Raw genomic sequence first — 26,333 nt, 5'->3', positions numbered from 1 at the left:
GCAGGCAAGCCAGCTCCCACAGTGGATTGCATTTCAGGTCATGGATTTTCAGCGGCCAGCGCCGCAGTCACGGCAGGCCGTGCGCCAACGCGTTGTTGAAACGCCGTCAGTGCCGGCCACGGCTGCAGATCAATGTCATGAACCGCCGCCCAGCGCAGCAGCACAAACAAATACGCATCCGCTACCGAGTACTGCTCGCCCAGCAAATAATCCTGACGCTCCAGCGTCTGCACCAGAAACTCAAAGCGCTTGAACAACTTGGCCACAAACGTGGCTCGCACTTCGCCTTGGATCGCCGGGTTGAAGAAAATCCCCAGCCCGCCGTGAATCTCGCTGGCGATGAAGTTCAGCCATTCCTGCAAACGCACACGCTCCCAACTGCCATTGGCCGGGGCCAACCGGGCGGCGGGTTTCAGGTCGGCCAGGTATTGCAGGATCGCACTGGCTTCGGTCAGCACCTGGCCGTTATCCAGTTGCAGCGCCGCCACATAGCCCTTGGGGTTTATTTGCAGGAAGTCTGCGCCATCGGCAGTGGTTTTGGCCTTGTTATCGACCCTTACCAAGTCGAACGGCAGCGCCAATTCGCGCAGCACGATATGGGGGGCGAGGGAACAGGCATTCGGGGAGAAATACAATTTCATGTGGGGCTACTCGGTTGAATTTGCGCCAGTCTCACGGGCATGGCACCGTGGGTAAAATTAAACCTTCAGACCCCACCCATAAGGACAGCTACTGCCATGATGAACCTGATGCACTGGCGCTTGCTGGTGGCCGTGGCCGATCAAGGCAGCATTACGGCGGCTGCCGAGCAAGTGGGCATGACCCAGTCCGCCGCCAGCCAGGCCATGGCCAACATGGAGGCGACTTTGGGGGCGCAATTGTTCACGCGCGAGCCGCGCAAGACCTTGCCCACCGCGCTCGGGTTGAGTGTGATCGAACAAGCGCGCGTGATGATGGGGGCGTTGCAGGCGATTCGTACAACGGTCGACGACGCTCGGCCGCTGCTGCGTGGGAGTATTCGCATCGCCAGTTTCCCGATGGTGATGGCGACTTTTCTGACGCCGCTGCTGCAGCGTTTTCGTCAGCTGAACCCCGGTATTGAAGTGACCACGCTGGATGTCACGGACAGCGAAGTGCTCACCTTGCTTGACGCCGGCCTGATCGACCTGGGCGTGGTGCTCAACCCCAGGCCCGAGCGCAACGCCAGCGTATTGGGGCGAGATTGCTGGATGGCCGTGTTGCCGACCGATCATCCCTTGGCGCAGCGCCCGGCCAACGCCAGCGTGTCGTTTGAGGAACTGCTGGAGCAACCCTTTGTACTTGCCACCGGCGGTTGCACCGCCAGTGCCCGCAGCTTGGCGGGCGCTGCGGGGCTTACCCTGCGCGATATTCGCGTGGAAGTACGCGAGTGGAACAGCGCCTACAGCCTGGTACGCGAAGGCGTCGGCGTCACGCTGGTACCTGAAATGGCCTTGCCGGTAAAGCGCAATGGCTTGCGCGTGATGCCGCTGACCGTCCCGCTGTATCGCGAATTTGCCTTAGTCGGCTCGCCCGCCCGGCCGCCTTCAGCCGCGGCAAGCGCATTGTTAAAAATGCTGGCTGACTAGTGGCCTTGCATAGCGCCAAGCCCTGTCTATGCTCACCCAGAACCGTTGATGACGTTTGGCATATAAAGCGTTTCGGATGGTTATTTCCCCATGAAGGTTAGCCAGCACTATCCAAAAAATGAATGGAATGCGCCTTTCAGGCGCCGGGAATCAAGGGTGATCTGACCATGTTCAACCGCCATCACAAATCCGACCTGCAAGAAATCGAACGTTTCTCCTGTGCCCTCACCGAAGCCAACGCCAAACTCGCCGCCATCAGCCGTTCCATGGCAATGATCGAGTTCGACCGCAACGGCATCATCCTCGATGCCAACGACAACTTCTGCCAAGCCATGGGCTACAACGTGGAGGAAATTCGCGGCAAGCATCACCGCATTTTTTGCGAGGATGCCTACACCCACACCGAGGCCTACACCAAGCTATGGCGTGACCTGGCGCGGGGCGAAGCCCTCAGCGGCACCTTTATGCGCCTGAACAAGCGTGGCGAAGAAGTGTGGCTCGAAGCCAGTTATATGCCGGTGCTCGACAGCAACAACCAGGTGCAGAGCGTGATCAAAGTGGCTTCGGATATTTCGGCGCGGGTCCATCATGAACACGAGAACCAGAGCCTGATCGACGCCATCAGCCGTTCAATGGCGGTGATCGAGTTCACGCCCCAGGGCCAGATTTTCAACGCCAACGACAATTTCCTGCGCACCGTGCAGTACTCACGCGAAGAAATCATCGGCCAGCACCACAGCATGTTCTGCCACCGTGCCGAGGTTGAGTCGCCGGCCTACAAGGCGTTCTGGGCCTCGCTCAACCGTGGGGAATATCATTCCCATCGCTTCGAGCGTAAGAACAAATCCGGCAAGACCCTGTTTCTGGAAGCGTCCTACAACCCGATTTTCGACACCAACGGGCGCCTGTACAAAGTGGTGAAATTCGCCAGTGACATCACCGACCAGGTCACCACCCTGCGCACCGCCGCCGATTCGGCGCATGCCACCTCGGTACAAAACGATGCCTGTGCGCGCAAAGGTTCGGAGGTGGTGCAGCAAACCGTGCAGATCATTGAAGAGATTTCCAGCGACTTGAATCAGGCGGCCCAGAGTATCGATGCGGTGAGCAAGCAATCGGACATCATCGGCTCCATCGTGCAGACCATCCGCAGCATTGCCGAGCAGACCAATATGCTCGCGCTTAACGCAGCCATTGAAGCGGCGCGGGCGGGTGAGCATGGGCGTGGTTTTGCGGTGGTGGCCGATGAAGTGCGCAGCCTTGCCGCACGCACCAGTCAGGCGACAGTGGAGATTGTGGATGTAGTGCGCAAGAACCACGACCTGTCGCTGAGCGCGGTGTCGAGCATGCAGTCGAGCCTGAGCCGTACTGGGCTGGGTGTGGAATTGGCGAATGAAGCGGGGCAGGTGATCCTGGAGATTCAGGAAGGCTCGCGGCATGTGGTGGATGCGATCAGCCAGTTCAACTCAACGTTGCAACTGCAGTAAGGCTGGGGGCTCAAGATCGTTCCCACGCTCCGCGTGGGAATGCCTCACTGGACGCTCCGCGTCCGCTCTTGGGACGCGGAGCGTCCTTGGCTGCATTCCCACGCGGAGCGTGGGAACGATCATCCGATCATCAGTGGTGTCGGTCAGATCGCGGCCAGGGTTTCTTTAACCGCCTGCGCCGGATCAGTGGCCTTCGCCGCTACCTGCTGATCTTGCTGCTGCTTCACGCGTTCAGCCACTTGCTTGGCAATCGCGTCCTGTTTTTCCTGCGGCATTGCTTGCACTTGCGCCTCGGTCAAACCCTGCTCCTTGAGCAACTGCTCGCGGATGCGTTCGGCGGGGGATTTGTTCATGTAGTCGGTGAAGTCGGCGCGTGCGGTGCTGGTGCTCGAACCGGCTGCCGGCACATCCGTCGATGCGGTAGGGGCGGCGGTGGTGGCTTGCAGCTGCACTCGGGTCTTGGCGAAGGCTTCGTCGATGCGGTCGTTGGCTTTGTCCAGGTCCTTCTGCGCGGCCGGCACGGTCACACTTTGCTGCGCCGCTTGCAGGGCACCACTGTAAAGCGTGCTGGCGGCAGCGTTGGCCGGGTCCATGTCGGGACGCTTGAGCTGTTGCACGGTCGATACGGCTTGGGCGTTGTTATTAACCAGCATGATCGGTCACCTGTGGAAATGTTCGGTGCGACAGCTGGAGCAAATAGCATGCCGAGTGCACCACCCCCGGTTTTGTTGGGGATGGCGCGGGCGTCGCGGCAATCATTGTCCCGCAGGCGGCCAACTGTTGCCGTCAGTGCGCAATATTCTCCAACGCCAAATTGCGCGTGCGCGGCCCGAACCAACTGATGGTGATCATCACAATCAACATGCTGCTGGCAATAAACGCCAGCACGCCCGGCGTGCCCAGGTGCTCCAGGATAAAACCGATCAACAAGCTGCTGAACACCGTGGACAAGCGGCTGAACGAATAGCAGAACCCCACCGCCCGTGCGCGGATATTGGTCGGGAACAACTCGCTCTGGTACGAGTGATAACTGAAGCTCAGCCAGGCGTTGCAGAAGGTGATCATCACCCCGCAGATCACCAGCCCCACCGCCGTGGTTTGCAGGGCGAACAGGCTGCCGAAGATCATTGCGCCCATGGCTGAGCCGACAATCTGCCATTTATTTTCGAAACGGTTGGCCACTTTTACAAACAACAACGGGCCCAGCGGGTAGGCGAGGGTGATGATAAAGGCGTACATCAGGCTGTGGGTCACGCTCACGCCCTGGCCCGACAGCAACGCCGGCAACCAATTGCCGAAGCCGAAAAAGCCGATAGCCTGGAACACGTGAAACACAATCAGCATCAACGCACGGCGCCGGTACGGCGGTTGCCAGATATCGGCAAAACGGCCGCTGCCTTGCACGCTGACGGCCTGCGGTTCAGGTTCTTCCAGCGGTTTGCCGTGATCCTTTTGGCAGCGCGCCTCCAGGTTGTCCATGATCTGCCCGGCTTCATCAAAGCGACCTTTTTGCGCCAGCCAGCGCGGTGATTCCGGCAGGCGCTTGCGCAGTTGCCAGATAAACAGCGCAAACACTGCACTGCTGAGCACCACCCAGCGCCAGCCGGACACCCCGAATGGCGCCTGGGGCACCAGCCACCACGACATCAATGCTACCGCCGGCACCGACAGAAACTGGATGAAAAACGCAAAGGCGAACGCTGAACTGCGCATGCGCTTGGGCACCAGTTCCGACAGGTAGGCGTCGATGGTTACCAGCTCGATCCCCAGGCCAATACCCACCAGAAAACGCATGCCGATAATGCCCAGCGCCGAGGTTTGAATGCCCATCAACACCGTGGCGACCGTGTACCAGATCAACGCAAAGGTAAAGATCGCCCGGCGCCCGAAACGGTCGGCGATAGGGCTGAGCAGGCTGGCGCCGAGGAATAGGCCCAGAAAGGTTGCCGAGGCGAACGCGGCCTGGTCCGAGAAGCCGAACACGCCCTCGCTGCCGGTGTGGAAAATACCGTCGCTGATCAAGCCGGGGCTGATATAGGCGGTCTGGAACAGGTCATACAGCTCAAAAAAACCACCGATCGACAGCAGCGCCACCAGGCGCCAGACGGTGGCGACGGCGGGCAGGCGGTCAATGCGCGCGCTGATGTGGGCAGCACGGATCGGGTCGATGCCGTCGGCGGTGGAGAGTGCAGGCATGGGCAGAACTCAATAAGTAATCGGGATTTCAAATGCTTGGAATGCATCATCGACCGGATGGTAACCCAACACCCGCGTGGTTTCGCTCAGGTCCAGGCGCTTGAAACGGTTATTGGAAATGCCATGGGCGATCAGGTGCTTCACGCCCTCGGCCTCCACCGAGCGTTGCAGCAATTGCACCGCGTCCCGTGGGCTGAGCCAGGCGCTGAGGTCGCGGGCGTTGTTGAGGTCGTGGGTTTCGGGGAACTCAAAGGCGCCGATGCGCAGGGCAATGGTCGACAGTGGCGTCTTGGCTGCGTAGTAGCCGCACAACGCCTCGCCGTAGCATTTGCTCACGCCATACAGGTTGGCGGGCATTACCTGCATGCCGGGCGTGATCTGCCGGTCTACCGGGTAGCCTTCGATGGTTTGTGCGCTGCTGGCGAATACCAAACGCTTCACGCCGGCGGCCACGGCGGCTTCGAACAGGTAAGTCGTAGCAAGGATATTGTTCGGTAGCAACTCGTCGAACGACGCGCTGGCGTGGGGGATGCCCGACAGGTGCACGACCACGTCGATGCCATCAAGCAGCGCAGCCAGGCTGGCTTTGTCGCTGAGGTCGGCATGGACAAAACGGTGCTCGCCCAGGTCGAACGCCGGCGCGATGCGGTCCGTGAGGGTGAAGCGGTAGCGCTCTTTTGAGGCTTCGAAAAATGTCTTGCCGATTCTGCCGCAGGCGCCGGTAAGCAGTACGTTGAGTCCTTTCACAGTGAGTCCTTGTTTTAGTGATGGCCGTCGAGGGCGAAGGTCTTGAAGCCCTGGCGTTGGCTCAGGCGTTGGTAATACGCCGCAATGGCAGGGTAGGGCGGGCGCTCCATGGGCGTGTTCTGCCAACGGTGCACCGAGAGGCCGATCAGGATATCGGCGAGGGTGAATTCATCTCCGGCCACATAGGCGCAGGTTTTGGCCAACTGTTGTTCCAGCAGGCCCATCTTGTCATTCCAGCGCTGCACGGCGGCGGCAATCTGCGTTGTGTCGAGGCCGTCGGGGTTGTTGCGCACCAGCGCGGTGAAGGCGTCGCCCCAGGCGCGGTTGAGTTCCACGGCTTGCCAGTCCACCCATTGCTCGACCCGCGCACGTGGCGCGGGTTCGGCGGGGAGCAGGTCGGTGCGTTGGTAGAGGCCGATCAGGTAGCGGCAGATGGTGTTGGATTCCCACAACACACCGTGGTCGTCGATCAGCACCGGCACCTGGGCGTTGGGGTTCAGGGCCAGGAATTCGGCTGACTGGGTGGGCTTGAAGCCGATGCCCCAGTCTTCACGTACGTAGTCGATGCCCAGTTCCTGGCAGGTCCAGAGCACTTTGCGCACGTTGATGGAGGACGTGCGGCCGAGGATTTTCAGTGAGTGTCCCATGGTGCTTCCCTGACGATGGCGAGCGGTCAATCTAGCAGGGGCAGGACTTTACGGCGATATCTTAAGTGGGCACGGACAACATGTGGGAGCTGGCTTGCCTGCGATAGCGGTATGTCGGGCAATGATGTGCCGACAGGTCTACCGCCATCGCAGGCAAGCCAGCTCCCACATTTTTAACCGAGTAAGGCTTTAGGTGCGTGGTGTTTGCTGGTCCATGGCTTTGCCTACCATCAGCACTGACAACTCGCTCAGTTGATGAATGGCGAGTGCCACGTCGCGGTGTTTGCCGGTGAGGTCATTGGACAGGTCGAGCAACAAGGTGCTGACGGAGCACACGGTTTCGTAGCTGTTGATCAGTAGGGATTCGATGGGTATGTCGGGTGTGAGAGTGAAGAGCGTAGTTGGGGGATTGACGCTTTGCATGGTTGAAGTACCTGGTTTGTGCCAACACCCGCATCGCTACTAAACAAGTTGGGTGGCAGCTGTGCGCAGGTTAGTAGACCGGTAATCCCACACAAACCCGGCGCGCCCGAAGGCGCCCTACGCACAGCCGCCATAATTGGCTTGTGCATATTGTGTTGGGAAGTTCGGGCTACTAAACCCGATCACCGAGAAATTCAGTGACCGACCCACCTTAGAGACCACCCCCCAAGCGCACAAGCCGGCGGATTCTGACGTAAGCGTAGGCAACCGGGCAAGGCGCTTACGGCAATGTCAGCCGCGTCCTACAGCCTTCCTACATCTCAAGCGAGCACGGTAAAAAAATGTGGGAGCTGGCTTGCCTGCGATAGCGGTGTGTCAGGCAACGATGTGCCGACAGGTCTACCGCCATCGCAGGCAAGCCAGCTCCCACAGTTTGATTGTGTTTGGGCTTTGAAAGTTACGTGCTTTCGCGCACCTGCAACTCAAACCCCATGTCCACCACCGGCTTGGCAATCTTGTTGCCTGCCATGATCGTCAACAAATGCTCCGCCGAGCGCCGCCCGATCGCTTCCCGTGGCGTGCTGATGCTGCTCAAACGCGGCACCATAAAAGACGATGCCGGCAAGTCGTTAAAGCCCAGCACCGCCACGCGCTCCGGGACGTTGATGCCGTGTCGCATGGCCTCCAGCAGTGCGCCCTGGGCCAGGTCGTCGTTACCGAAGAAAATCGCATCCACGTCCGGATGCGCCGCCAGCAGCTGCAAAAACAACTCACCACCCAAGCCCACGGAGGAGGGGCGTGGCGTCAGCAGTTCCAGCGCCGGGTCGTACATACCCGCCTGCTGCAGGGCGCGGCGGAACCCTTCACCGCGCAGCAACGTGCGCTGGTCCAACTGCGCGCCGATATACGCCAGGCGCTTGCGCCCACGGGAGAGCAAATGCGCTGCGGCTGTTTCGCCTGCGCTCAATTGCGAAAACCCCACGCAATTCACGCCCGCGTTCGGGTCCAGATCCATCATGTACACACAGGGCACATTGCTGGCCTCGACCATCCGTCGTGCGCTTTCGGTGCGATCAAACCCGGTCAGCAGCAAACCGCGTGGCTGGTAGGCCATGTAGTTGCGCAGCAGGTTTTCTTCTTCATCACGCGAATAGTGCGAGTTGCCGATCAGTACTTCAAAGCCCTTGGGCCGTAGCACTGCGTGGATGGCTTCGAGGGTTTCGATAAACAACAGGTTGGACAGCGACGGCACGATGACCACCACCGAATGGCTTTGCGCCGAGGCCAGGGCGCGAGCGGCGGGGTTGACGACGTAATTCAGTTCGGCAGCGGCCAGTTGCACTTTTTCCACCAGCTCGGTAGCAACCGTGCTGACGCCACGCAGTGCGCGGGAGGCGGTAATGGGGCTGACACCCGCCAGGCGGGCCACTTCATTGAGGGTCGGGCGACCGGTGGTGCGCAATTTTTTATCGTTCTTGGAGGTCATCAGGCTGTTGCCAAACAAAAATCGAGGCACTAAGGTAGCGCTGTCTCCAAATGGCTGCAAATTATTGAACGTTGGGTTGCCTGATCCTGTTCAAACAGTTGGAGAGGATGCACGCGTCACTCCATAAAAATGACAAGTCGGCGCGGGAAAAGCCTGTTTTTGCACTAGCCTTACAGCGTGCAAAGGTAGCGCTATCTGCGTCCTGAGGTGTTTCATGAGTCAACCTGTTACCGCCCTGGTCATCATGGGTGTTTCCGGCTGTGGCAAGTCCAGCGTCAGCGAAGCCCTGTGCCGCCTGAACGGCGCCACCGCCATTGAAGGCGACAGCTTTCACCCTGCCGCCAATATCGAAAAGATGAGCGCCGGCCACCCCCTCAACGACGACGACCGCGCCGGCTGGCTCGATATCCTCTGCGATGAACTGCGCCGCTCGCTCAAAGCGGGCGAGCATCCGGTGCTCACCTGCTCAGCCCTCAAAAAGAAATACCGTGACCACCTGCGCGAAGCCGCGCCGGGCCTGGGGTTTGTGTTCCTGGAGCTGACCCGCGCCGTGGCTGCTGACCGCGTGTCCCATCGCCCCGGCCATTTCATGCCGGCAAGCCTGATCGACAGCCAGTTCGCCACCCTCGAATCGCCCGTGGGCGAGCCGCTGACCCTGGCGCTCAATGCCAGCGAAGACAGCGTTGAGGACTTGGCCAAGCAAACCAATGCCTGGTGGCTGCAACACGGCTTTGAACCTACTCATTAATTTTTTGCCGGAAAAGGTAGCGCTACCCCCGGCGAAAGATTCAATACCCGCTTTAATAACAACAACAAACAGGAGAGACCCCCCATGTTTGGCATGTCCCACGAGTCCTACCTGCTGCTAGACGCAGTGGTCACAATCATCGGGTTGATCGTTCTGATCACCCAGTTCAAGGTGCACCCGTTCATTGCACTGATCATCGCGGCCGGCTTCCTCGGCCTGACCTCGGGCATGCCCGTGGACAAGATCATCAAGGCATTCCAGGACGGTTTTGGCGGTGTGCTTGGTTTTGTCGGCATTATCCTCGCGCTGGGCACCATGCTCGGCAAGATGATGGCTGAGTCCGGCGGCGCCGATCAGATCGCACAGACACTGATCCGTGCCTTCGGCAAAGACAAAGTCCAGTGGGCGATGATGTTCGCTGCGTTCCTGGTGGGCATCCCGCTGTTCTTCGAGATCGGTTTTGTACTGCTGATCCCGCTGGTATTTATCGTCGCGCGCCGCACCGGCGTGTCGCTGATCAAGATCGGCATTCCGCTGCTTGCTGGCCTTTCGGCAGTACACGGCCTGGTGCCACCGCACCCTGGCCCGCTGCTGGCCATTGGCGTGTTTGGCGCAGACATCGGCAAGACCATCCTGTACGGCCTGATCGTCGCACTGCCGACCGCCATCATTGCCGGGCCGATTTTCGGCACGTTTATCGCCAAGTACATTCCGGGCAACCCGTCCCAGGAACTGGTCGACCAACTGGCCCGCGAGCCAGAGTCAAAAAGCCTGCCTAGCTTCAGCATCACCCTGATCACCGTGCTGCTGCCGGTGTTCCTGATGCTGCTCAAAACCTTCGCCGACGTCGCGCTGCCGGACGGCCATGCCATCCGCAACTGGATGGACATGATCGGTCACCCGATCACTGCGCTGCTGCTGGCGTTGCTGCTGTCGCTGTACACCTTTGGCCATCGCCAGGGCATTCACTCCAAGCAAATCCTCAAGCTGCTCGACGCCAGCCTCGCGCCGACCGCTGCGATCATCCTGATCATCGGCGCCGGTGGTGGTTTCAAGCAGATGCTGGTGACCAGCGGCGTGGGCGACGTGATCGGCCACATGGCGGTGAACGCGCAGATCAACCCGATTTTGCTGGCGTGGCTGGTGGCGGCGGTGATTCGTGTGGCCACAGGCTCCGCGACGGTCGCGACCATTACCGGCGCAGGCATTGTGGTGCCGGTGGTCGGGATGATTCCAGGCGTTAACCGTGAGCTGCTGGTGTTGGCGACGGGGGCGGGCTCGTTGGTGTTGTCTCACGTCAACGATGCGGGGTTCTGGCTGGTGAAGCAGTACTTCAATATGACCGTGGTCGAGACGTTCAAGACCTGGACGGCGATGGAGACCATTCTGTCGGTGGTGGCGCTGATCTTTATCATGTTGCTGTCGTTGGTGGTGTAACAGGCGCACCACAAAACCTATGTGGTAACCCAATCAAATGTGGGAGCTGGCTTGCCTGCGATGGCGGTGTTGGATTTACCATCGCCATCGCAGGCAAGCCAGCTCCCACATTGATTCGGTTTCTTCAGGTCGTTCAGGATCAGGCTTTATCCGCCCGGAACATCCCGCGAATCCCGCGTACCGCCTGGCGAATCCGGTCCTGGTTCTCGATCAGCGCAAAGCGCACATGATCATCCCCGTACTCACCAAAGCCGATACCCGGCGACACGCACACCTTCGCCTCCAGCAGCAGCTTCTTGGCAAATTCCAGCGAACCCATGGCGGCATACTGCTCGGGGATTTTTGCCCAGACGTACATCGACGCCTTGGGATTCTCGACCATCCAACCCAGCTCATGCAGGCCTTTGACCAGCACGTTACGGCGCTGGCGGTACTGCTCGGCAATGTCCTTCACGCACTGCTGATCACCTTCCAGCGCCGCAATCGCGGCCACTTGCAGCGGGGTGAAGGTGCCGTAGTCGTGGTAGCTCTTGATCCGCGCCAGGGCGTTGACCAGTTCCGGGTTACCGACCATAAAGCCGATGCGCCAGCCGGCCATGTTGTAACTCTTGGACAGGGTGAAAAACTCCACCGCAATGTCCTTGGCGCCCGGCACTTGCATGATCGACGGCGCTTTCCAGCCGTCGTAGACGATGTCGGCGTAGGCCAGGTCGTGGACAACAAGCACGTCGTACTGCTTGGCCAGGGCGATCACACGTTCGAAGAAATCCAGTTCCACGCACTGCGCGGTGGGGTTGGACGGGAAGCCCAGAATCATCATTTTCGGCTTGGGGATCGAGCCACGAATCGCCCGCTCCAGCTCGGCGAAGAAGTCCACGCCCGGCACCAGCGGCACCGAACGCACCTGTGCGCCGGCAATCACGGCACCGTAGATGTGAATCGGGTAGCTGGGGTTGGGCACCAGCACGGTGTCGCCCTGGTCGAGGGTGGCCAGCATCAAATGCGCCAGGCCTTCCTTGGAACCGATGGTCACGATGGCTTCGGTTTCCGGGTCGATATCCACTTCGTAGCGGTCTTTATACCAGCGCGAAATCGCCCGGCGCAGCCGCGGAATGCCTTTGGAAGTGGAGTAGCCGTGGGTATCTTCACGCTGGGCGACGGTGACCATTTTTTCCACGATGTGGGGAGGCGTGGCGCCGTCAGGGTTACCCATGCTCAAGTCGATGATGTCTTCGCCGCGCCGACGCGCAGCCATCTTCAGCTCGGCAGTGATATTAAAAACGTAAGGGGGGAGTCGATCTATGCGCGCAAAGCGGCGCGGCGAACCTTGGTCTGCCATTGTTGCCTCGAAGTACGTAAGCGCCCGGAACCGTCCGAGCGACGTCGGCCACTGCGGTGGCCTGCGGGGCAGACAATACGGTCGATGATGGCCAGTTGTCCAGATGTGTAGGAAAAATTTCTACTTGGAGTGAAGCCTGGATATGCCCCTATACTCGATGCGGGTTTGTTCCCTCATAAGAAGGAGACTGTTCGTATGGATCAGCAGACAAAACAACCGTTAGAGCCACGCATGGAAGCCGGTAAAGCCTTGGTAATCGCTGGGGTACAAGGGCGTTATTCAAAGGCCACCATCGGCGATATCCCAAAGTTGTGGGAGTTGTTCGATACCTGCCGCAAAGAAATCAAGCAGCACGTCGGTGGCGTGACCTATGGTGTGTGCCATAACCCCCACCATGGCGAATTCGACTACATGGCCGGGGTTGAAGTCCCGACTAAAAGCGACGTGCCGAGCAACTTCGAGTTCATCGAAATTGCACCGCTCAACTATGCCGTGTTCCCACATTACGGGCCGGTGCAGGCACTTGAGCAAACCTACGAACGCATCATGTTCGAGTGGTTGCCGCACTCGGGCTACAAGGTGATGGGCGCGGATTTCGAACGCTACAGCGCCGATTTCGACGCGCGCAAGGGTACGGGGACGGTGGAGATCTGGCTGCCGGTTGGCGAAAAGGGCTGACGGCGGTGCTGTCAGCGCCGGCAAGCCGGCGCCGACAGACGTATCAATACAGCGTGTTTTTGACCCGCTCCGGCATCTCTCGGTCATAGGCCTCGGCATCAAACTGCCCAGCATTGAGCCGCTTGTGAAACGCTCCGGCCGACGGCAGTGCCGAGCGGTCCAAGTGCTTCTCGGGGTTCCAGCAATCCGAGCGCACAAAGGCTTTGGAGCAGTGGAAATATGCGGCCTCCACCTGCACCAGAATCACCGAACGCGCCGGTTTGCCATTCACCGCAAAACTCTCCAGCAGCTCGGGCTCGATGGAAATCTGTGCGCGGCCGTTCACGCGCAATGTCTCGCCAATGCCCGGGATGATGAACAGTAAGGCAATGCGTGGGTCTTGCAGCAGATTGCGCAGGGTGTCGAGCCGGTTATTGCCCGGCCGGTCCGGGATCGCCAGGGTGCGCTCATCCACAATCCGTACAAACCCCGGCACATCACCACGTGGCGAGCCATCAATGCCGTCCGGCCCGGATGAACTCACCACCACCAGGGGCGACGCCCGCACCATGGCCTGGTAGTCCTCGTTGAGAAACGCGATCTCCTTGCGCACCGCCCGCTCGTGGGGGAGGCCGTAGAGGGTTTCGAGTTGTTCGAGGGTTGTCAGCATATTCACCACCTTGTCCTTGGATGAGTACAGAAGCGTTCAGCCACCGAAGCTCTGCTGGTAGCTCTGGGCGGATTGTCGAATGGCTTTTGCAACGTCAGGCGCTAACCGACAGTATTCGTCTTCGCGCTTGAGCACGACCTCAAGGGTTTGAAGCAGCGCCTGAATACGCGCCTGAGGTTCTGCAATTTCGCAGGTTCTTGCAAACTCAAGGATGCCCAAGCGTGAGGCAAACATTGATTTGATGCCGGACAGATCCAGCGCAAGTGTGTCTTCAGGTATATAGGCGGTGGTATTCACGATGTCGTAAGCCGGGGCCAGGCGCGCGTCAAATTTAATCGGGTCACTGTAGAGCACACCGAAGTTTTTCAGGTGAGCATCGCCATTTCCCACGATGCAACTCAAAGCCACGCTATCGAACAATTGGTCCAACGAGCTGCGTTGGTTTTCTGGTGAGCAAAACGCGCGTACAGCCTTGGCGATGGCGGCATAGCTCTTGGTGTATTTCTGTTCGGCAGACAGGCCCATCAGTGTGGTCATGTCTTCGAAACCCAGCGGGTTGAGCTGCGCGTCGCGATCAAAGCGCCGCATGATGAATAGCTTATGGTTCTGCGACAGATAAAACGGCGGCACGGGCAGGCCTGCATCCCGCGCAATGGACATGCACAGGTATTCATTGATGGCCAAGCCCGGAAACTCATCGCGCCCGCTTTTGATAATCAGGTCGTTGGTTTTTGAGGTGAATTTTTGCTCGGGAGTTTGAGGTTTTTCTGGCACCAGCACTTTGGGCTGTACGCCAGAAATGCCCGCTCGCAGAATGTAACGGTCCACCAAGTCGGCGAACAGGTCTTCTGCTCCATCCCACGCGAGAATTTCTGCCAGGTTCTCTCCGTTTGCGGGCGGACCGTTGCGTTGGATCAATTCGTTTATCTGATCGGAAATCACGAAAACCCGGCCAATCGGTGCACTGCTACCTGATAAGGCCAGTAACAGCATCGGGTCCACTTTTACCGTTTTAGCCAGACGGTTACGCAATTGTTCCAGTACGTAGCCTTCGGGCAAATTCATTTGAAAGATTGGATGCAATTCGCGGCGGCGATATTCTTCTGCGCGCACGGGCATGGTAAGGCTGATGGCGCTTTGGGCCTGTGCCTTAGCGTCGTAGCGAAACAGGTAATCATCAGCGCCCACCAAGACGCTGCCGCTGTCGCCCTGAGGCGTATGAACGCTAAGAGCGGGGCTATTCATTGAACAAGTCCTCTAACTCTTCAAGTGTCGGCAGAGTCACTGGCACTAATTTGACCTCACTGCCCAGGGCGGCAATCACGCGAGCATAGGCATTCATGGAAACAGAGAGGCTGCCCTTCTCGATTTCGATCAGTTTTTGCCGGGTAACGCCCGCAAGTTTCGCCAGGTCCGCTTGTGTATAGCCACGGTTGAGGCGCATGGAGCGAACTTGTTGGCCTAAGCGTTGGGTGATAATAGAAGTGTCCATGTCACGTATTCATTACTTTTGATTATTTAAGTCATATATACGTTACATTTTTAAGCTGTCAATGCCATCCCGACCAAACACCCAACTCAACCTGCGCTCATACCCAACCCGCCCCTTATACGCCTCCCCGCTGTCCACCCACCCAGCCGCCAGATACAACCCCATCGCCGCCACATTGTCCGTGTCCACCGACAACTCCAGCGCCCTGATCTGCGGCCACGCCTGCAGGGCCGCCGCCGGCAATGCCTGTAAACACGCTTTGCCAAACCCGTGCCCTTGCTGGTGCCGGTCCACCTGTAACGCGTGCAGCGTGGCGCTGTGTTCATCGGCCCAATGGGGCAGGCAGGGTGGGCGTTTGAGCAGCAGGAAGGCCACGGGCATTTCGTCGGCCAGTAGTGCAAAGCCTTTGATTGCGCCGGGCTTGGGGTTGACCAGCAGGCTGTTGAGCGCGCAGTAGATATCGCCGGAATACGCCAGTTGCTCGGGGTGCACTTGCAGGGTGTCGAGGTGCTGTTTTTGCACAAGGCTCAGCGTCTCATAGGCGACGAGGCGGGTTTCCATCGGGGGCGCATCCGAAATCCTACAAAGAGGCGTGGATTCTAGCGGGTTTGATGCACGCGAAATTATTTTTCAGTGGCGTGTCGATTTCATTCAAGGCCATTCGACCAGGAGTGTCCTTTGTGATTTTCCAACCCCCAGGAGTATCGCCATGAGCACTGCAATCAACACCCTGATCGAGCAATGGAAACAAGCCGTACTTGATCGTGATATCGACAAAATTGTCAGCTATTACGCCGACGATATCGTCTCGTTCGACGCTGTCACTGCGCTGCAATTCAAGGGCAAGGCCGCCTACCGCGCCCATTGGGACGAATGCATGAAGCATTGCCCTGGCCCGGGCATTTTCGAATTTCATGAGCTGCATATCGTTGAGGCGCCCGACAGCGCGTTTGCCCACTGGCTGGCCCACTGCGGCGGCGCCGGGCCGGATGGCGTGGTGAAGGCGTGCTGGATGCGCGTGACTGCCGGCTACCAGCGCATCAACGGGCAGTGGAAGGTGGTGCATGAGCACTGGTCGGCGCCCTTCGACATGGAAAGCGGCACGGCATTGTTCGACCTGAAACCTTGACCGCCACGAACTATAGTCAGTAGTCCGAAAACGGAGACCGCCATGAAATACCTCTGCCTGATCTACAGCAACGAAGAGGTGTTGCACACCTCGCCCGACAGCCCGGCGGACCCGGAGTGTTTTGCCTACGCCGAGGCCATCCAGGCCAGCGGCCGAATGCTCGCCGCCGAGCCGTTGGAGTCGGTGAGCACCGCCACCACCGTGCGCATGCGCAATGGCAAGCTGTCGATCACCGACGGGCCGTTTGCCGAAACCAAGGAACAGCTCGCCGGGTTTTACCTGATCGAGGCCAAAGACCTGAACGAAGCGATCCAGGTGGCGGGCGGCATACCGGCAGCCCGGGTCGGCAGTGTGGAAGTGCGCCCCGTGCGTGAATTGAATCTCTGAACACAACAACCACAAGATTTTAAGGAGGTTTACCCATGAATACCCAACCCGCTGAATTTGAACTGTCCATCAGCCGTTTGATCGACGCACCGCCAAGCAAGGTGTTTCGCGCCTGGACCACGCCCGAGCTGTTACAGCAATGGTGGGGGCCACACGGCATGACCACGCCGGAGTGCGAAATGAACCTGTGGGTCGGTGGTCTGTTTCGTACCTTGATGCGCGCGCCGGATGGCGCCGAATACCCGACCTCCGGCGTATTCCTGGAAATCAAGGCGCCGAACCGGCTGGTGTTTACCGATGCCTTTGCGCCGGGCTGGGTACCGTCGGGCAAGCCGTTCATGACCGCCGAAGTGACCTTCGAAGCCGTCGACGGCAAGACCCAGTACACCGCCCGCGCCATGCATTGGAGCGAAGCTGACAAGCAGGCCCACGAAGCCATGGGTTTCCATGACGGCTGGGGCCAGAGCCTCGACCGCCTGGTGGCTTTGGTGACCCAGGGCATGCCCGATTGACCCCGCAGGTCGAGGCGATTTACCGCAGCGAATCACGCCGCGTACTGGCGACGCTGATTCGCCTGCTGGGTGATTTCGACATGGCTGAAGAGGCGCTGCACGAGGCGTTTTTTATTGCGCTGCAGCGCTGGCCGCAAGACGGCGTTCCGGATAACCCACGGGCCTGGCTGGTCTCCACCGGCCGCTTCAAAGCCATCGACCGCCTACGCCGACAGGCACGTTTTACCCCGTTACTGCAGGAGCAGGCCGACGCGCTGGAAGCGGCTGACTGGAGTGAGGAAGACGTGGAAGACGACCGCCTGCGCCTGATCTTCACCTGCTGCCACCCGGCGTTGGCACCCGACGCCCAGGCGGCGTTGACCTTGCGTGAGATCTGCGACCTCACCACCGAAGAAATCGCCCGCGCCTTTCTGGCCACGCCCACCACCATCGCCCAGCGCATCGTGCGCGCCAAGGGCAAGATCCGCGAAGCAAAAATCCCCTACCAGGTGCCTACCCTGGACGCGTTGCCCGAGCGTCTGGACAGCGTGCTGCGCGTGGTTTACCTGGTGTTCAACGAAGGCTATTCGGCGTCCATGGGCGCCGACCTCACCCGCGAAGACCTGACCCGCGAAGCCATTCGTTTGGGGCGTTTGCTGCTGGAGTTGCTGCCAGAGCCGGAGGTCATGGGCTTGCTGGCGCTGATGCTGCTGCATGAGTCGCGCCGAGCAACGCGCACCTCGGCCGACGGTGAGTTGGTGTTATTGCATGAACAGAACCGCGCAGTGTGGGACGCCTCCTTGATTGCTGAAGGCTGCGCACTGGTGGAGCAGGCGTTGAACACACGACGTTTTGGCCCGTATTGCCTGCAGGCGGCGATCGCGGCGGTGCATGCCGAAGCGCCCCAGGCAGAGGACACGGACTGGCTGCAGATTGTCGGGCTTTACGATGTGTTGTTGCGCGAAGTGCCGTCGCCGGTGATCGAGCTGAACCGCGCTGTGGCGGTGGCGATGGGGCAGGGGCCATTGGCGGGGTTGCAGTTGGTGGAGGGCATTTTGCAGCGTGGGGAGTTGCGCGATTATCACTTGGCGCATTCGGCGCGCGGGGAGTTTTGTCGGCAGTTGGAGCGGGTGGAAGAGGCTCGGGAAGCCTATGAAAAAGCGCTCTCACTCACCCAGCAAACCCCAGAAAAACGCTTCCTCGAACGCCGCCTCGCCGAACTCAAACTTCCCATACAGTGAAAATCAAAACTGTGGGAGCTGGCTTGCCTGCGATAGCGGTGTGTCAGTCGCCAGATTCTAGACTGACTCACCGCCATCGCAGGCAAGCCAGCTCCCACCTGGAACCTCAGTGTCTGGACAGGATCATTCCAGCATCTTGCCCAGCAACCAACTCCCCGCCGGCCCCGGTGGGTGGTGCCTTGACCAGAGCGCATCCACCGCCACCGAGCGCGGCCAACTGCGCGCCTTGAGTTCGACCAAGTGGTCGCCACCAAAACGCTCCACCAACCAGCGCGGAATCGGTGCCCAGCCAAACCCCAGCTGTGCCATCTCCATCAACATCAAGTAACTGGGCGCTGACCACACCCGCCCGCTGGGGCGGGTTTCAGTCGGGTTGATGATGCTGGCCAGGCGCAATTCGCGGTGTTGCTGCAAGGTCTGCGCCGGGATGTTCTTCAGCTTGGCCAGCGGGTGCGTGGGCGCCGCGAACAGGGCAATTTCGGTACGTTCTTCGACCGGCGCGCCGGTCAGGTCGGGCGGGTAAGTGTCTTGTTTTTCGATAAACGCAATCTGCGCCCGGCCGCTTTGCACCAGGGCGATCAGGTCTTCGCATTCGGCGATCAGGCATTCCAGCTCAAGGTCCGGGTGGCGCTGTTCAAAGGCCTTGAGGGCGATTTCAAAGCGGTCGGACTGGTAAGTATCGGACATGGCGATGGTCAGCTTGGGTTCCAAACCCTGTGACAACTGGCTCGCTGCCAACTCCAGGCGGCTGCTGGCCTCCAGCACCTGCTCGGCGCGTTGCAATAACACATGGCCGGCTGGCGTAAGCGTCGGCTTGCGGCTGCTGCGATCAAACAGCACCACATCCAGATCAATCTCCAGGCTCGCCACCGCCGCGCTGACGGTGGACTGGCTTTTACCCAGCTTGCGCGCCGCCGCCGAAAACGAGCCTTGGGTAGCCGCCTGCACAAACGCCTGCAGCACTTCATTGGAGGCCATGACTATCGCCTTTATCGATGGTTATTAGTTATGAAGTATCGAGTCAAAGGGTAATCATGGCAACCATCGTCACTCAAGGAGCCGGGTCATGAACCCTACCAAGTCGATTACTGAACGTGTTTGCCAGGCCATTGGTTTTGAAGGGCTGGCCTTATTGATCTGTACGCCGCTGCTGGTCTGGATCACCGGCCGGCCGGCCCTGGAAATGGGCGCGGTGACCCTGGGCATCAGCCTGTTGGCACTGAGCTGGAACGTCATTTTCAACAGCCTGTTCGACCGTCTCAAAGCCCGCCTGCAACTGACCAGCGGCGGCTGGACCCGCGTGGTGCATGCGCTGTTGTTCGAAGGCGGCCTGATCATCCTGGCGGTGCCATTAATTGCCGCGTTGATGAAGATCAGCCTGCTGGAAGCCTTCATCCTCGACATCGGCGTGCTGTTGTTCTTCCTGCCGTACACCTACGTGTACCACTGGGGTTATGACGTGCTGCGGGAAAAAATCGTACAGTCCCGTGTACCTAGCCAAGCTTGAGCGAGGCCACAAACTCCAGAAATGCCCGCACCTTGGCGGCGGGCAAGTGCCGCGACGGGTAATAGGCGTACAACGGGAAACGCTCGTCCGGCCAATCGGGGAACAGCTCCACCAGGCTGCCGGCCTGGATCGCCGAGTCCAGGCCGAGGTCGAGCATCTGCGCCACGGCATGCCCGTGTTCACACACGCTGTATAAGGTGCTGGCGTCGTTGACCACCAAGCGGCCGCTGGTGCGCACAATCACTTGCTCGCCGGGCCGGTGGAATTCCCAGGCAAACGGGCGACCGGTTTGCGAGTCGCGAAAATCCAGGCACATATGCCCGGTTTCCAGGTCTTGCGGGATCGCTGGTCGGCCGTATTGTTCAAGGTAAGTGGGGGAGGCCACGGTGAGCACGCGCACTTCCATCAGTTTGCGGGCGATCAGCGAGGAGGACTGTGGGATGCCGAAGCGAATGGCCAAGTCAAAGCCGTCGGCCACCAGGTCGCCGAGTTGGTCACGGGTGTGCAGGTCGAGTTGCAGTTGCGGGTATTGGCGCATGAAGTCGCCGAGTACAGGGCCAAGGACCAGCCGCGAAAAATACGGGTCGATGTTCACCCGTAAACGCCCGCGCACGGTAAGGGCGCTGTCGGCCGCCGAATCGGCAGCCTCTTGCAGCCCGGCCAACAGCGGGGCGATTTGCTGGTAGAAACGTCGCCCTTCGTCGGTCAATTGCACCGAGCGGGTGGTGCGGTCGAACAGGCGAATGCCGAGGCGTTTTTCCAGGCGGGAAATCGCCCGGCTGACCCCCGAAGGCGTCATCTCCAGGCTGTTGGCGGCGCGGGCAAAGCTGCCGCTGTCGACTACGGCGGCCAATACGCCCATGCCGCCGGCCAAGCCTGGATCAAAACTCATCGGTGATTGCCCGTCAGTGATCTGAAGGTATTGATGCTAGCGCAGAATGCTTACAGAAACATGCCGCCCGACGCTTCGATACGCTGCCCGGTGATCCAGTGGCTACCATCGGCCAGCAGAATCGAAATCGCGCCGCCAATATCGTCCGGCAAACCGGCACGGCCCAGGGCGGTGTTGTCGGCCACCATCGCATTCACCTGTGGGTTATCGCGCACTGCGCCGCCGCTGAAGTCGGTGGCAATCGCGCCGGGTGCCAGGGTGTTGACGGTGATGCCACGCGGGCCGAGTTCTTTGGCCTGATAACGCGACAGCACTTCCACGGCGCCTTTCATCGACGCATAGGCGGCGTAGCCCGGCAGGCTGAACCGCGCCAGGCCGCTGGAGATGTTGATGATGCGCCCGCCATCGCTGATCAGCGGCAGCAGTTTTTGGGTGAGGAAAAACGGCGCCTTGAAGTGAATGGCCACCAGTTTGTCGAACTGCTCTTCGGTGGTTTCGGCAAAGCTTGCGTGAGCGCCGATGCCCGCGTTGTTGATCAGGAAATTAAAATGTTGCTGGGCGAAAACGTCTTTGAGCACCGTAGCGATTTGCCCGACAAAAGCATCGAAGCTGCCGCTCTGGCTGACGTCCAGTTGCAGCATGGCGGCGCGGCCGCCCAGTGCTTCAACCTGTGCCACCACCGCTTGGGCCTCAGTGGCGGCGCTGTGGTAGGTGCCGATGATATCCACGCCTTGTGCGGCAAGGTGCAAAGCGGCGCTTTTACCAAGGCCACGGCTGGCGCCGGTGATGAGTGCGATTTTACGAGTCATGCGGTAGTCCTCATGGGTGATCAGTGGGACTGAGTGTATTTGTCCGCCTATAACGTGATAAACAGGCTGATATCGGAATCACTGGCCGGATAAGGCGAACAATCCCATGAACAAACTTGAGCTACTGCGCACCTTCGTGCGCGTCACCGAGCTGTCGAGTTTCACCCAGGCCGGCGAGAGCCTGGGCCTGCCACGCTCCACCGTGTCCGAGCACGTGCAGGCGCTGGAAGCATTGCTGGGTGCGCGCCTGTTGCAGCGCACCACGCGCACCGTGCAAGCCACCCAGGACGGCCGCGTGTTGTATGAGCGCAGCAAGGATTTGCTCGCACACATGGAAGAGCTCGAAGGCCTGTTTCGCCAGGATGAAGCGCAATTGGCCGGGCGCATTCGGGTGGATATGCCCAACGCCATGGCGCGCGGCCTGGTGATGCCGCAGCTGCCCTCGTTCATGGCGCGCCACCCGCTGGTGGAGATGGAAATCAGCAGTTCGGATCGCCAGGTCGACGTGATTGCTGAAGGCTTTGATTGCGTGGTGCGCGTGGGCGCGCAACCCGATCAAAGCGTGGTTGCGCGCAAGGTGTGCAGCATGCCGATGGTCAACTGCGTAAGCCCCGCGTACCTGCAACGTTATGGCGTGCCCGAAACCATTGCCGATCTGGCGCAGCATCAACTGGTGCACTACGTGCGCCCGCTCGGTGCGCGCTCGGCCGGGTTTGAATACCTACTGGGTAACAAGGTGCAGCGCGTGGCCATGGCCGGGCGCGTGACCGTCAGCAGCACCGATGCCTACCAGGCGGCGTGTCTTGGCGGCTTGGGGATTATCCAGGTGCCGTTGCTCGGCGTTCGCGATTTATTGGCCAGTGGCGAGTTGGTTTCGGTGTTGGGGGACTACCTCGCACCGCCCCTGGATGTCTCCATGCTCTACGCCGGCCAGCGGCATTTGCCGTTGCGGGTGCGGGTGTTCATGGAGTGGCTGGCGGCGACCTTGCAGGCGCGTATTTAACGCCGCGCTGACAACTGCTGCGGCGCCAGGAAGGCGTCGTGGAAGTAATCGCGGAACGCCTGCATCGCCGGGGTGAATGCGCGCTCGCGGTGCCAGGCCAGGCCGACGCTCATGGGCGTGACCGGGTCGGTGACGGTCAGGGTTTCGATGCGCTTGCCTTCCAGCGACCACGGCCGGTGCACCAGGTCTGACAGGATCGCCACGCCGCTGCCATTGGCGACCATGCTGCGCACCGCCTCCACCGAACTGGTGCGCAGCCGCACGTTCGGCGTTTGCCCGGCCTGTTCCCAGTAGCGCATGGCACTGTGCTCGGCTTCGTCGACGGTCAGCAGGATGTAAGGCTCTTGTGCCACATCCGCCAGGCTCACGGCGCCGCGCTCGCACAGCGGGTGATGGCTGGGCAGCCACAGGCGGCGTTCGGAGTTGAACAGGATTTCCGAGACGATATCCGCGTGAGTCAGGTTGGCGGTGAGCACCACGGCCATGTCGAACTGGCCGTCGAGCAGGCCGTGTTCAATGGCCTGGCGCTCCTGCTCGAAGACGTCGATGGTCACGTCCGGGTGCCAGTGTTCCATGCGTTGCAAGTGATGCGGCAGGAAGTAACCCAACACTGTGTAGCTGGCCGCTACCCGCAATACGCCGCTGGCGCGGTAGTCGGGCAGTGGGCTGTTGAGGGCGTCGTCCACGCTGCGCACGATCACATAGGCGCGGTTGAGAAAATGCCGCCCGGCGTCAGTGAGGTTCATGCCCTGGGCCGAGCGCACGAACAACTGCACGCCGAGCATCGCCTCCAGTTCCTTGATCGCGGTGGTCACCGCCGACTGGGAGATGTTCAGGTGAATGGCGGCCTGGGAAATCTGGCCGATTTCGGCGGTGGCGACGAAGTAGCGCACTTGGCGCAAGGTCAGGGACATGGCTTTCTCCGATCGTTCCCACGCTCTGCGTGGTAACGCCTCTTGTGACGCTCTGCGTCACGCTTTGGGACGCGGAGCGTCCTGGGCTGCATTCCCACGCGGAGCGTGGGAACGATCTTTGGGTATCTGATTTTCAGAAGATGGGCCATCTGATAATAGATCTTCCCAAGGGGTCAAGCCCCAGCCTACTTTCAGTCATCTTCTTTTGGCGGAGCGACCTCGATGCAGGCAGTGGATTTCAATTCGGACATGGGCGAAGGCTTCGGCCCCTGGACCATCGGCGATGGCGTCGACTTTGACCTGATGGCCTACATCAGCTCGGCCAATATCGCCACCGGCTTCCACGCCGGCGACCCCGGCACCATGCGCCGCACCGTCGAACGCGCCAAGCAACTGGGTGTGGGCATCGGCGCGCATCCGGGCTTTCGTGACTTGGTGGGGTTCGGCCGTCGGCACATCAACGCACCGGCCCAGGAACTGGTGGATGACATCCTCTACCAACTCGGCGCGCTGCGCGAAATCGCGCGTGCCCAAGGTTTGACATTGCAACATATCAAGCCCCACGGCGCGCTTTATATGCACCTGGCCCGCGACGAAGAAGCCGCTCGGCTGCTGGTGCAGAACCTGCAAATCATCGAGCCGACGCTGTTGCTGTATTGCATGCCCAACTCGGTGATCTGGCGCGTGGCCAAGGAACTGGGGCAACCGGTGGTGCGCGAGTTTTACGCCGACCGTGAGTACGACCTGAGCGGGTCCATTGTGTTTACCCGCAATGTGCGTGCACTGGACCCTGCAACCGTTGCGGCGCGCGTCCTGCGTGCTTGTCAGACTGGCCGGGTGCGAACCGTAGAAGGCGAAGACCTGTTGATCGAATTCGACTCCATCTGCCTGCACAGCGACACGCCTGGCGCGCTGGAACTGGTGGAAGCCACCCGCGAAGCCCTGGACCAGGCTGGGATTGAAGTCAGATCACCTCAATAAGCACCCCAATAAAAATATCGCAACAGCACTTTTTGCCTGCCTTTCTACAATGATTCCAAGAGGAACAGACATGGCTGAAACCACCCCCATCCGCTACAGCTTCGGCGGTGATGAACACCTGTTTGCCGAGGTCAGCGACAGCATGTCCCTGGAAGCCTTTTTCACAGGCATGGCCGTGACCCGCGCCGTGGAGCGCCTGGCGTTGGAGGGCGTGCTGGATGTGTGCCTGGCCAATGCATCGTTCCAGATTCGCTTCGACCCCGACCGTATCGCGCCGCATGTGCTGCTCGACGCGGTGCAAAGTGCCGAAGCCCAGGCGGTGGCCGAACGCACCTTGCACACGCGCATCATCGAAATCCCGGTGCTCTACAACGACCCCTGGACCCACGAAACCCTGATGCGCTTTCGCGACCGCCACCAAGACCCCAGCGGCACCGATCTGGAATACGCCGCACGCATCAACGGCCTGGCCGATGTGGACGCGTTTATCGCCGCCCACAGTGGCGCGCCGTGGTTTGTGTCGATGGTCGGGTTTGTTGCGGGCTTGCCGTTCATGTTCCAGATGGTCGAGCGCGAGCGGCAATTGCAGGTGCCCAAGTACCTGCGCCCGCGCACCGACACGCCCAAACTGACCCTCGGCCATGGCGGCTGTTTCGGTTGCATTTACTCAGTGCGCGGCGCGGGTGGTTACCAGATGTTTGGCGTAACCCCGGCGCCGATCTACGACCCGGCGCAGCAGTTGGCGTACCTCAAGGAACACATGGTGTTTTTCCGCCCGGGTGACATCGTGCAGTTCAAACCGATGGACCGCGACGCCTACGATTTGGCGGTGGCCGAAGTGGAGGCAGGGCGTTTTGATTTGCGTATCCGCCCGGTGGAATTTTCCCTGGATGCGTTTCTCGCCGACCCCATCGGCTACCCGAAAACCCTGCAGGAGGCGCTGGCATGATCAAGGTCCTCAAACCCGGCCTCGCCACTTCTGTGCAAGACCTGGGTCGTGAAGGTTATTACCACTTGGGCATTCCGCCTTCGGGCGCCCTGGACCAGTACGCATTGAGTGCGGCCAACCACTTGGTCGGCAACCCAGCCGGTGCGGCGGGCCTGGAGTGCACACTGATCGGCCCTGAACTGGAGTTTCGCCAGGACGCATTGGTGGCGCTCAGTGGTGCGCTGATGTCGCCGCGTCTGGATGGTGAAGTGGTGCATCAGGACACCGCCTTTCAGGTCCGCGCCGGGCAAGTGCTGCGCTTTGAGTTTCCCAAGGCCGGCGCGCGCACGTACCTGGCGGTGGCCGGTGGCATCAACGTGCCGCGGGTGCTCGGCAGCCGCTCGACGTACACCCTTGGTGCGCTCGGTGGGTTTGAAGGGCGGCGCTTGCAGGAAGGCGATGAGCTGCCGATCGGCGAGGCCAGTGGAACAGGCCGCGCGGGCAATAGCTTACCGATGGCCTTGCGCCGTTCGGTCGGTGGCGACGTGACCCTGCGCGTGGTGCCAGGGCTGTATTACGAGCGCCTGACGGATGCGGCAAAAAGCAGTTTTTTTGCTGAGCCGTGGACGGTGGGCTCCGAGGCGGATCGCATCGGCTATCGCTTCAAGGGCGGCAGCGCCTTGAGTTTTCAACCACGCGAACAACCGTTTGGTGCTGGCTCGGACCCCTCGAATATCGTCGACAGTTGCTACCCGATCGGTTCGATTCAGGTGCCGGCGGGGTTGGAGCCGATTGTGCTGCACCGCGATGCTGTGTCGGGTGGCGGCTACGCGATGATCGGCACAGTGATCAGTGCCGACCTGGACTTGATCGGGCAGATGCAGCCCAACCAGCGGGCGGGGTTTGTGGCGGTGACACTGGAGGAAGCACTGGAGGCGCGGCGAATCTACAAAAAGCGCTTGAAGGCCATGGCTGGATTGTTCAATCACTGACACACCCTAAAACCCATGTGGGAACAGGTTTGTGTGGGAGCTGGCTTGCCTGCGATGCAAGCGCCTCGGTCTGTCAGTTGAACCGAGGTGATGCCATCGCAGGCAAGCCAGCTCCCATCGAGG

General features: G+C 60.3%; 30 protein-coding genes and 1 pseudogene. 15 read left to right on the top strand and 16 right to left on the bottom strand.

What is annotated here, in order from left to right; translation table 11 throughout:
- Positions 1 to 38: 38 nt before the first annotated feature.
- On the bottom strand, positions 39 to 641 hold the full coding sequence (gene gstA, locus HBO41_RS03170; RefSeq protein ID WP_169985103.1) for a glutathione transferase GstA: 603 nt from the start codon (positions 639 to 641) through the stop codon (positions 39 to 41).
- 96 nt (positions 642 to 737) lie between these two features.
- Here gstA and HBO41_RS03165 point away from each other — a divergent pair, with 96 nt between their 5' ends.
- The 3 genes and pseudogenes from HBO41_RS03165 to HBO41_RS29755 all read left to right on the top strand — a co-directional run bounded on the left by HBO41_RS03165 (position 738) and on the right by HBO41_RS29755 (position 3,094).
- Complete coding sequence (locus HBO41_RS03165; protein ID WP_169985101.1) at positions 738 to 1,607, top strand: LysR family transcriptional regulator; 870 nt, start codon at positions 738 to 740, stop codon at positions 1,605 to 1,607.
- A gap of 122 nt (positions 1,608 to 1,729) precedes the next feature.
- Positions 1,730 to 2,551, top strand: a pseudogene (locus tag HBO41_RS29760) (PAS domain-containing protein); the annotation flags it as partial.
- A complete protein-coding gene (locus tag HBO41_RS29755; RefSeq protein WP_371318500.1) occupies positions 2,525 to 3,094 on the top strand; it encodes a methyl-accepting chemotaxis protein in 570 nt (189 codons plus the stop codon). The pseudogene HBO41_RS29760 and the gene HBO41_RS29755, both read left to right, overlap by 27 nt.
- 143 nt (positions 3,095 to 3,237) lie before the next feature.
- On the opposite strand, the gene HBO41_RS03155 is transcribed toward HBO41_RS29755, so the two are convergent.
- From HBO41_RS03155 to HBO41_RS03130, 6 genes are all read right to left on the bottom strand, one after another.
- Positions 3,238 to 3,747 carry a hypothetical protein gene (locus tag HBO41_RS03155; RefSeq protein ID WP_017139210.1) on the bottom strand — a complete coding sequence of 170 codons (510 nt, stop codon included), beginning with the start codon at positions 3,745 to 3,747 and terminating at the stop codon, positions 3,238 to 3,240.
- 133 nt (positions 3,748 to 3,880) lie between these two features.
- A complete protein-coding gene (locus tag HBO41_RS03150) occupies positions 3,881 to 5,290 on the bottom strand; it encodes an MFS transporter (protein ID WP_138452086.1) in 1,410 nt (469 codons plus the stop codon).
- A 9-nt stretch (positions 5,291 to 5,299) separates the two neighbouring features.
- Positions 5,300 to 6,037 carry an NAD(P)-dependent oxidoreductase gene (locus HBO41_RS03145; RefSeq protein WP_138452085.1) on the bottom strand — a complete coding sequence of 246 codons (738 nt, stop codon included), beginning with the start codon at positions 6,035 to 6,037 and terminating at the stop codon, positions 5,300 to 5,302.
- 14 nt (positions 6,038 to 6,051) lie between these two features.
- Positions 6,052 to 6,684, bottom strand: coding sequence for a glutathione S-transferase family protein (locus HBO41_RS03140; RefSeq protein ID WP_169985097.1), 633 nt, complete (start codon positions 6,682 to 6,684; stop codon positions 6,052 to 6,054).
- Between the two features lie 189 nt (positions 6,685 to 6,873).
- Positions 6,874 to 7,107 (bottom strand): DUF6124 family protein, encoded by a 234-nt coding sequence (locus HBO41_RS03135; protein WP_017139214.1) that lies wholly within the window; start codon positions 7,105 to 7,107, stop codon positions 6,874 to 6,876.
- 457 nt (positions 7,108 to 7,564) lie between these two features.
- On the bottom strand, positions 7,565 to 8,596 hold the full coding sequence (locus tag HBO41_RS03130) for a LacI family DNA-binding transcriptional regulator (RefSeq protein WP_169985274.1): 1,032 nt from the start codon (positions 8,594 to 8,596) through the stop codon (positions 7,565 to 7,567).
- A 211-nt stretch (positions 8,597 to 8,807) separates the two neighbouring features.
- Between HBO41_RS03130 and HBO41_RS03125 the strand changes: the two genes are divergently transcribed.
- Both HBO41_RS03125 and HBO41_RS03120 read left to right on the top strand, forming a co-directional pair.
- On the top strand, positions 8,808 to 9,341 hold the full coding sequence (locus HBO41_RS03125) for a gluconokinase (RefSeq protein WP_169985094.1): 534 nt from the start codon (positions 8,808 to 8,810) through the stop codon (positions 9,339 to 9,341).
- Between the two features lie 84 nt (positions 9,342 to 9,425).
- A complete protein-coding gene (locus HBO41_RS03120; protein ID WP_056859617.1) occupies positions 9,426 to 10,778 on the top strand; it encodes a GntP family permease in 1,353 nt (450 codons plus the stop codon).
- Positions 10,779 to 10,917: 139 nt separating this feature from the next.
- Here HBO41_RS03120 and alaC read toward each other — a convergent pair whose 3' ends face one another.
- Complete coding sequence (alaC, locus tag HBO41_RS03115; RefSeq protein ID WP_017135427.1) at positions 10,918 to 12,117, bottom strand: alanine transaminase; 1,200 nt, start codon at positions 12,115 to 12,117, stop codon at positions 10,918 to 10,920.
- Between the two features lie 195 nt (positions 12,118 to 12,312).
- On the opposite strand from alaC, the gene HBO41_RS03110 reads away from it, so the two are divergent.
- Positions 12,313 to 12,795: a GyrI-like domain-containing protein gene (locus HBO41_RS03110; RefSeq protein WP_169985092.1), complete on the top strand. Its 483-nt coding sequence runs from the start codon at positions 12,313 to 12,315 to the stop codon at positions 12,793 to 12,795.
- 43 nt (positions 12,796 to 12,838) lie between these two features.
- On the opposite strand, the gene HBO41_RS03105 is transcribed toward HBO41_RS03110, so the two are convergent.
- Genes HBO41_RS03105 through HBO41_RS03090 form a run of 4 tightly spaced genes read right to left on the bottom strand, consistent with a single transcriptional unit; the run spans position 12,839 to position 15,497 of the window.
- Positions 12,839 to 13,444: a pyridoxamine 5'-phosphate oxidase family protein gene (locus tag HBO41_RS03105; protein WP_169985090.1), complete on the bottom strand. Its 606-nt coding sequence runs from the start codon at positions 13,442 to 13,444 to the stop codon at positions 12,839 to 12,841.
- 36 nt (positions 13,445 to 13,480) lie between these two features.
- Positions 13,481 to 14,689: a type II toxin-antitoxin system HipA family toxin gene (locus HBO41_RS03100; protein WP_169985088.1), complete on the bottom strand. Its 1,209-nt coding sequence runs from the start codon at positions 14,687 to 14,689 to the stop codon at positions 13,481 to 13,483.
- Complete coding sequence (locus HBO41_RS03095) at positions 14,682 to 14,936, bottom strand: helix-turn-helix domain-containing protein (RefSeq protein WP_017135431.1); 255 nt, start codon at positions 14,934 to 14,936, stop codon at positions 14,682 to 14,684. The genes HBO41_RS03100 and HBO41_RS03095 overlap by 8 nt, the downstream gene beginning before the upstream one ends.
- A gap of 42 nt (positions 14,937 to 14,978) precedes the next feature.
- Entirely contained in the window at positions 14,979 to 15,497 is a 519-nt protein-coding gene (locus HBO41_RS03090; protein ID WP_169985086.1) for a GNAT family N-acetyltransferase, read from the bottom strand.
- Between the two features lie 148 nt (positions 15,498 to 15,645).
- Between HBO41_RS03090 and HBO41_RS03085 the strand changes: the two genes are divergently transcribed.
- From HBO41_RS03085 to HBO41_RS03070, 4 genes are read left to right on the top strand one after another with little or no spacing between them, the layout of a single operon-like run.
- Positions 15,646 to 16,065 (top strand): nuclear transport factor 2 family protein, encoded by a 420-nt coding sequence (locus HBO41_RS03085; RefSeq protein ID WP_169985084.1) that lies wholly within the window; start codon positions 15,646 to 15,648, stop codon positions 16,063 to 16,065.
- A 42-nt stretch (positions 16,066 to 16,107) separates the two neighbouring features.
- On the top strand, positions 16,108 to 16,452 hold the full coding sequence (locus HBO41_RS03080) for a YciI family protein (protein WP_017135434.1): 345 nt from the start codon (positions 16,108 to 16,110) through the stop codon (positions 16,450 to 16,452).
- Positions 16,453 to 16,487: 35 nt separating this feature from the next.
- Positions 16,488 to 16,964, top strand: coding sequence for an SRPBCC family protein (locus tag HBO41_RS03075; RefSeq protein ID WP_017135435.1), 477 nt, complete (start codon positions 16,488 to 16,490; stop codon positions 16,962 to 16,964).
- Complete coding sequence (locus tag HBO41_RS03070) at positions 16,961 to 18,184, top strand: RNA polymerase sigma factor (protein WP_017135436.1); 1,224 nt, start codon at positions 16,961 to 16,963, stop codon at positions 18,182 to 18,184. The genes HBO41_RS03075 and HBO41_RS03070 overlap by 4 nt, the downstream gene beginning before the upstream one ends.
- A gap of 123 nt (positions 18,185 to 18,307) precedes the next feature.
- On the opposite strand, the gene HBO41_RS03065 is transcribed toward HBO41_RS03070, so the two are convergent.
- Positions 18,308 to 19,162, bottom strand: a complete 855-nt coding sequence (locus HBO41_RS03065; protein WP_099550467.1) for a LysR family transcriptional regulator — start codon at positions 19,160 to 19,162, stop codon at positions 18,308 to 18,310.
- A gap of 88 nt (positions 19,163 to 19,250) precedes the next feature.
- On the opposite strand from HBO41_RS03065, the gene HBO41_RS03060 reads away from it, so the two are divergent.
- Complete coding sequence (locus HBO41_RS03060; protein ID WP_017137890.1) at positions 19,251 to 19,691, top strand: multidrug/biocide efflux PACE transporter; 441 nt, start codon at positions 19,251 to 19,253, stop codon at positions 19,689 to 19,691.
- Here HBO41_RS03060 and HBO41_RS03055 read toward each other — a convergent pair.
- Together HBO41_RS03055 and HBO41_RS03050 are read right to left on the bottom strand one after the other, a co-directional pair.
- A complete protein-coding gene (locus tag HBO41_RS03055) occupies positions 19,678 to 20,583 on the bottom strand; it encodes a LysR family transcriptional regulator (RefSeq protein ID WP_099550468.1) in 906 nt (301 codons plus the stop codon). The genes HBO41_RS03060 and HBO41_RS03055 overlap by 14 nt on opposite strands.
- A 50-nt stretch (positions 20,584 to 20,633) precedes the next feature.
- Positions 20,634 to 21,392: an SDR family NAD(P)-dependent oxidoreductase gene (locus tag HBO41_RS03050; RefSeq protein WP_169985082.1), complete on the bottom strand. Its 759-nt coding sequence runs from the start codon at positions 21,390 to 21,392 to the stop codon at positions 20,634 to 20,636.
- 106 nt (positions 21,393 to 21,498) lie between these two features.
- Here HBO41_RS03050 and HBO41_RS03045 point away from each other — a divergent pair, with 106 nt between their 5' ends.
- Positions 21,499 to 22,395, top strand: a complete 897-nt coding sequence (locus tag HBO41_RS03045; RefSeq protein WP_169985080.1) for a LysR family transcriptional regulator — start codon at positions 21,499 to 21,501, stop codon at positions 22,393 to 22,395.
- Here the strand turns inward: HBO41_RS03045 and HBO41_RS03040 are convergent.
- Positions 22,392 to 23,309: a LysR family transcriptional regulator gene (locus HBO41_RS03040; RefSeq protein WP_169985078.1), complete on the bottom strand. Its 918-nt coding sequence runs from the start codon at positions 23,307 to 23,309 to the stop codon at positions 22,392 to 22,394. The two genes, HBO41_RS03045 and HBO41_RS03040, sit on opposite strands and share 4 nt — an antisense overlap.
- A 222-nt stretch (positions 23,310 to 23,531) precedes the next feature.
- Here HBO41_RS03040 and HBO41_RS03035 point away from each other — a divergent pair, with 222 nt between their 5' ends.
- The 3 genes from HBO41_RS03035 (at position 23,532) to HBO41_RS03025 (ending at position 26,210) form a co-directional block, all read left to right on the top strand.
- On the top strand, positions 23,532 to 24,290 hold the full coding sequence (locus tag HBO41_RS03035; RefSeq protein ID WP_017137885.1) for a 5-oxoprolinase subunit PxpA: 759 nt from the start codon (positions 23,532 to 23,534) through the stop codon (positions 24,288 to 24,290).
- Positions 24,291 to 24,360: 70 nt separating this feature from the next.
- Positions 24,361 to 25,239 (top strand): allophanate hydrolase subunit 1, encoded by an 879-nt coding sequence (locus tag HBO41_RS03030; RefSeq protein WP_017137884.1) that lies wholly within the window; start codon positions 24,361 to 24,363, stop codon positions 25,237 to 25,239.
- Positions 25,236 to 26,210, top strand: a complete 975-nt coding sequence (locus HBO41_RS03025) for a biotin-dependent carboxyltransferase family protein (RefSeq protein ID WP_017137883.1) — start codon at positions 25,236 to 25,238, stop codon at positions 26,208 to 26,210. Before HBO41_RS03030 ends, HBO41_RS03025 begins: the two co-directional genes overlap by 4 nt.
- The last annotated feature ends 123 nt before the right edge of the window (positions 26,211 to 26,333 follow it).

This window comes from Pseudomonas sp. WS 5146, assembly GCF_012985495.1.
Lineage (GTDB): Bacteria > Pseudomonadota > Gammaproteobacteria > Pseudomonadales > Pseudomonadaceae > Aquipseudomonas > Aquipseudomonas edaphica.
This window is presented reverse-complemented; position numbering and strand designations above follow the sequence as displayed.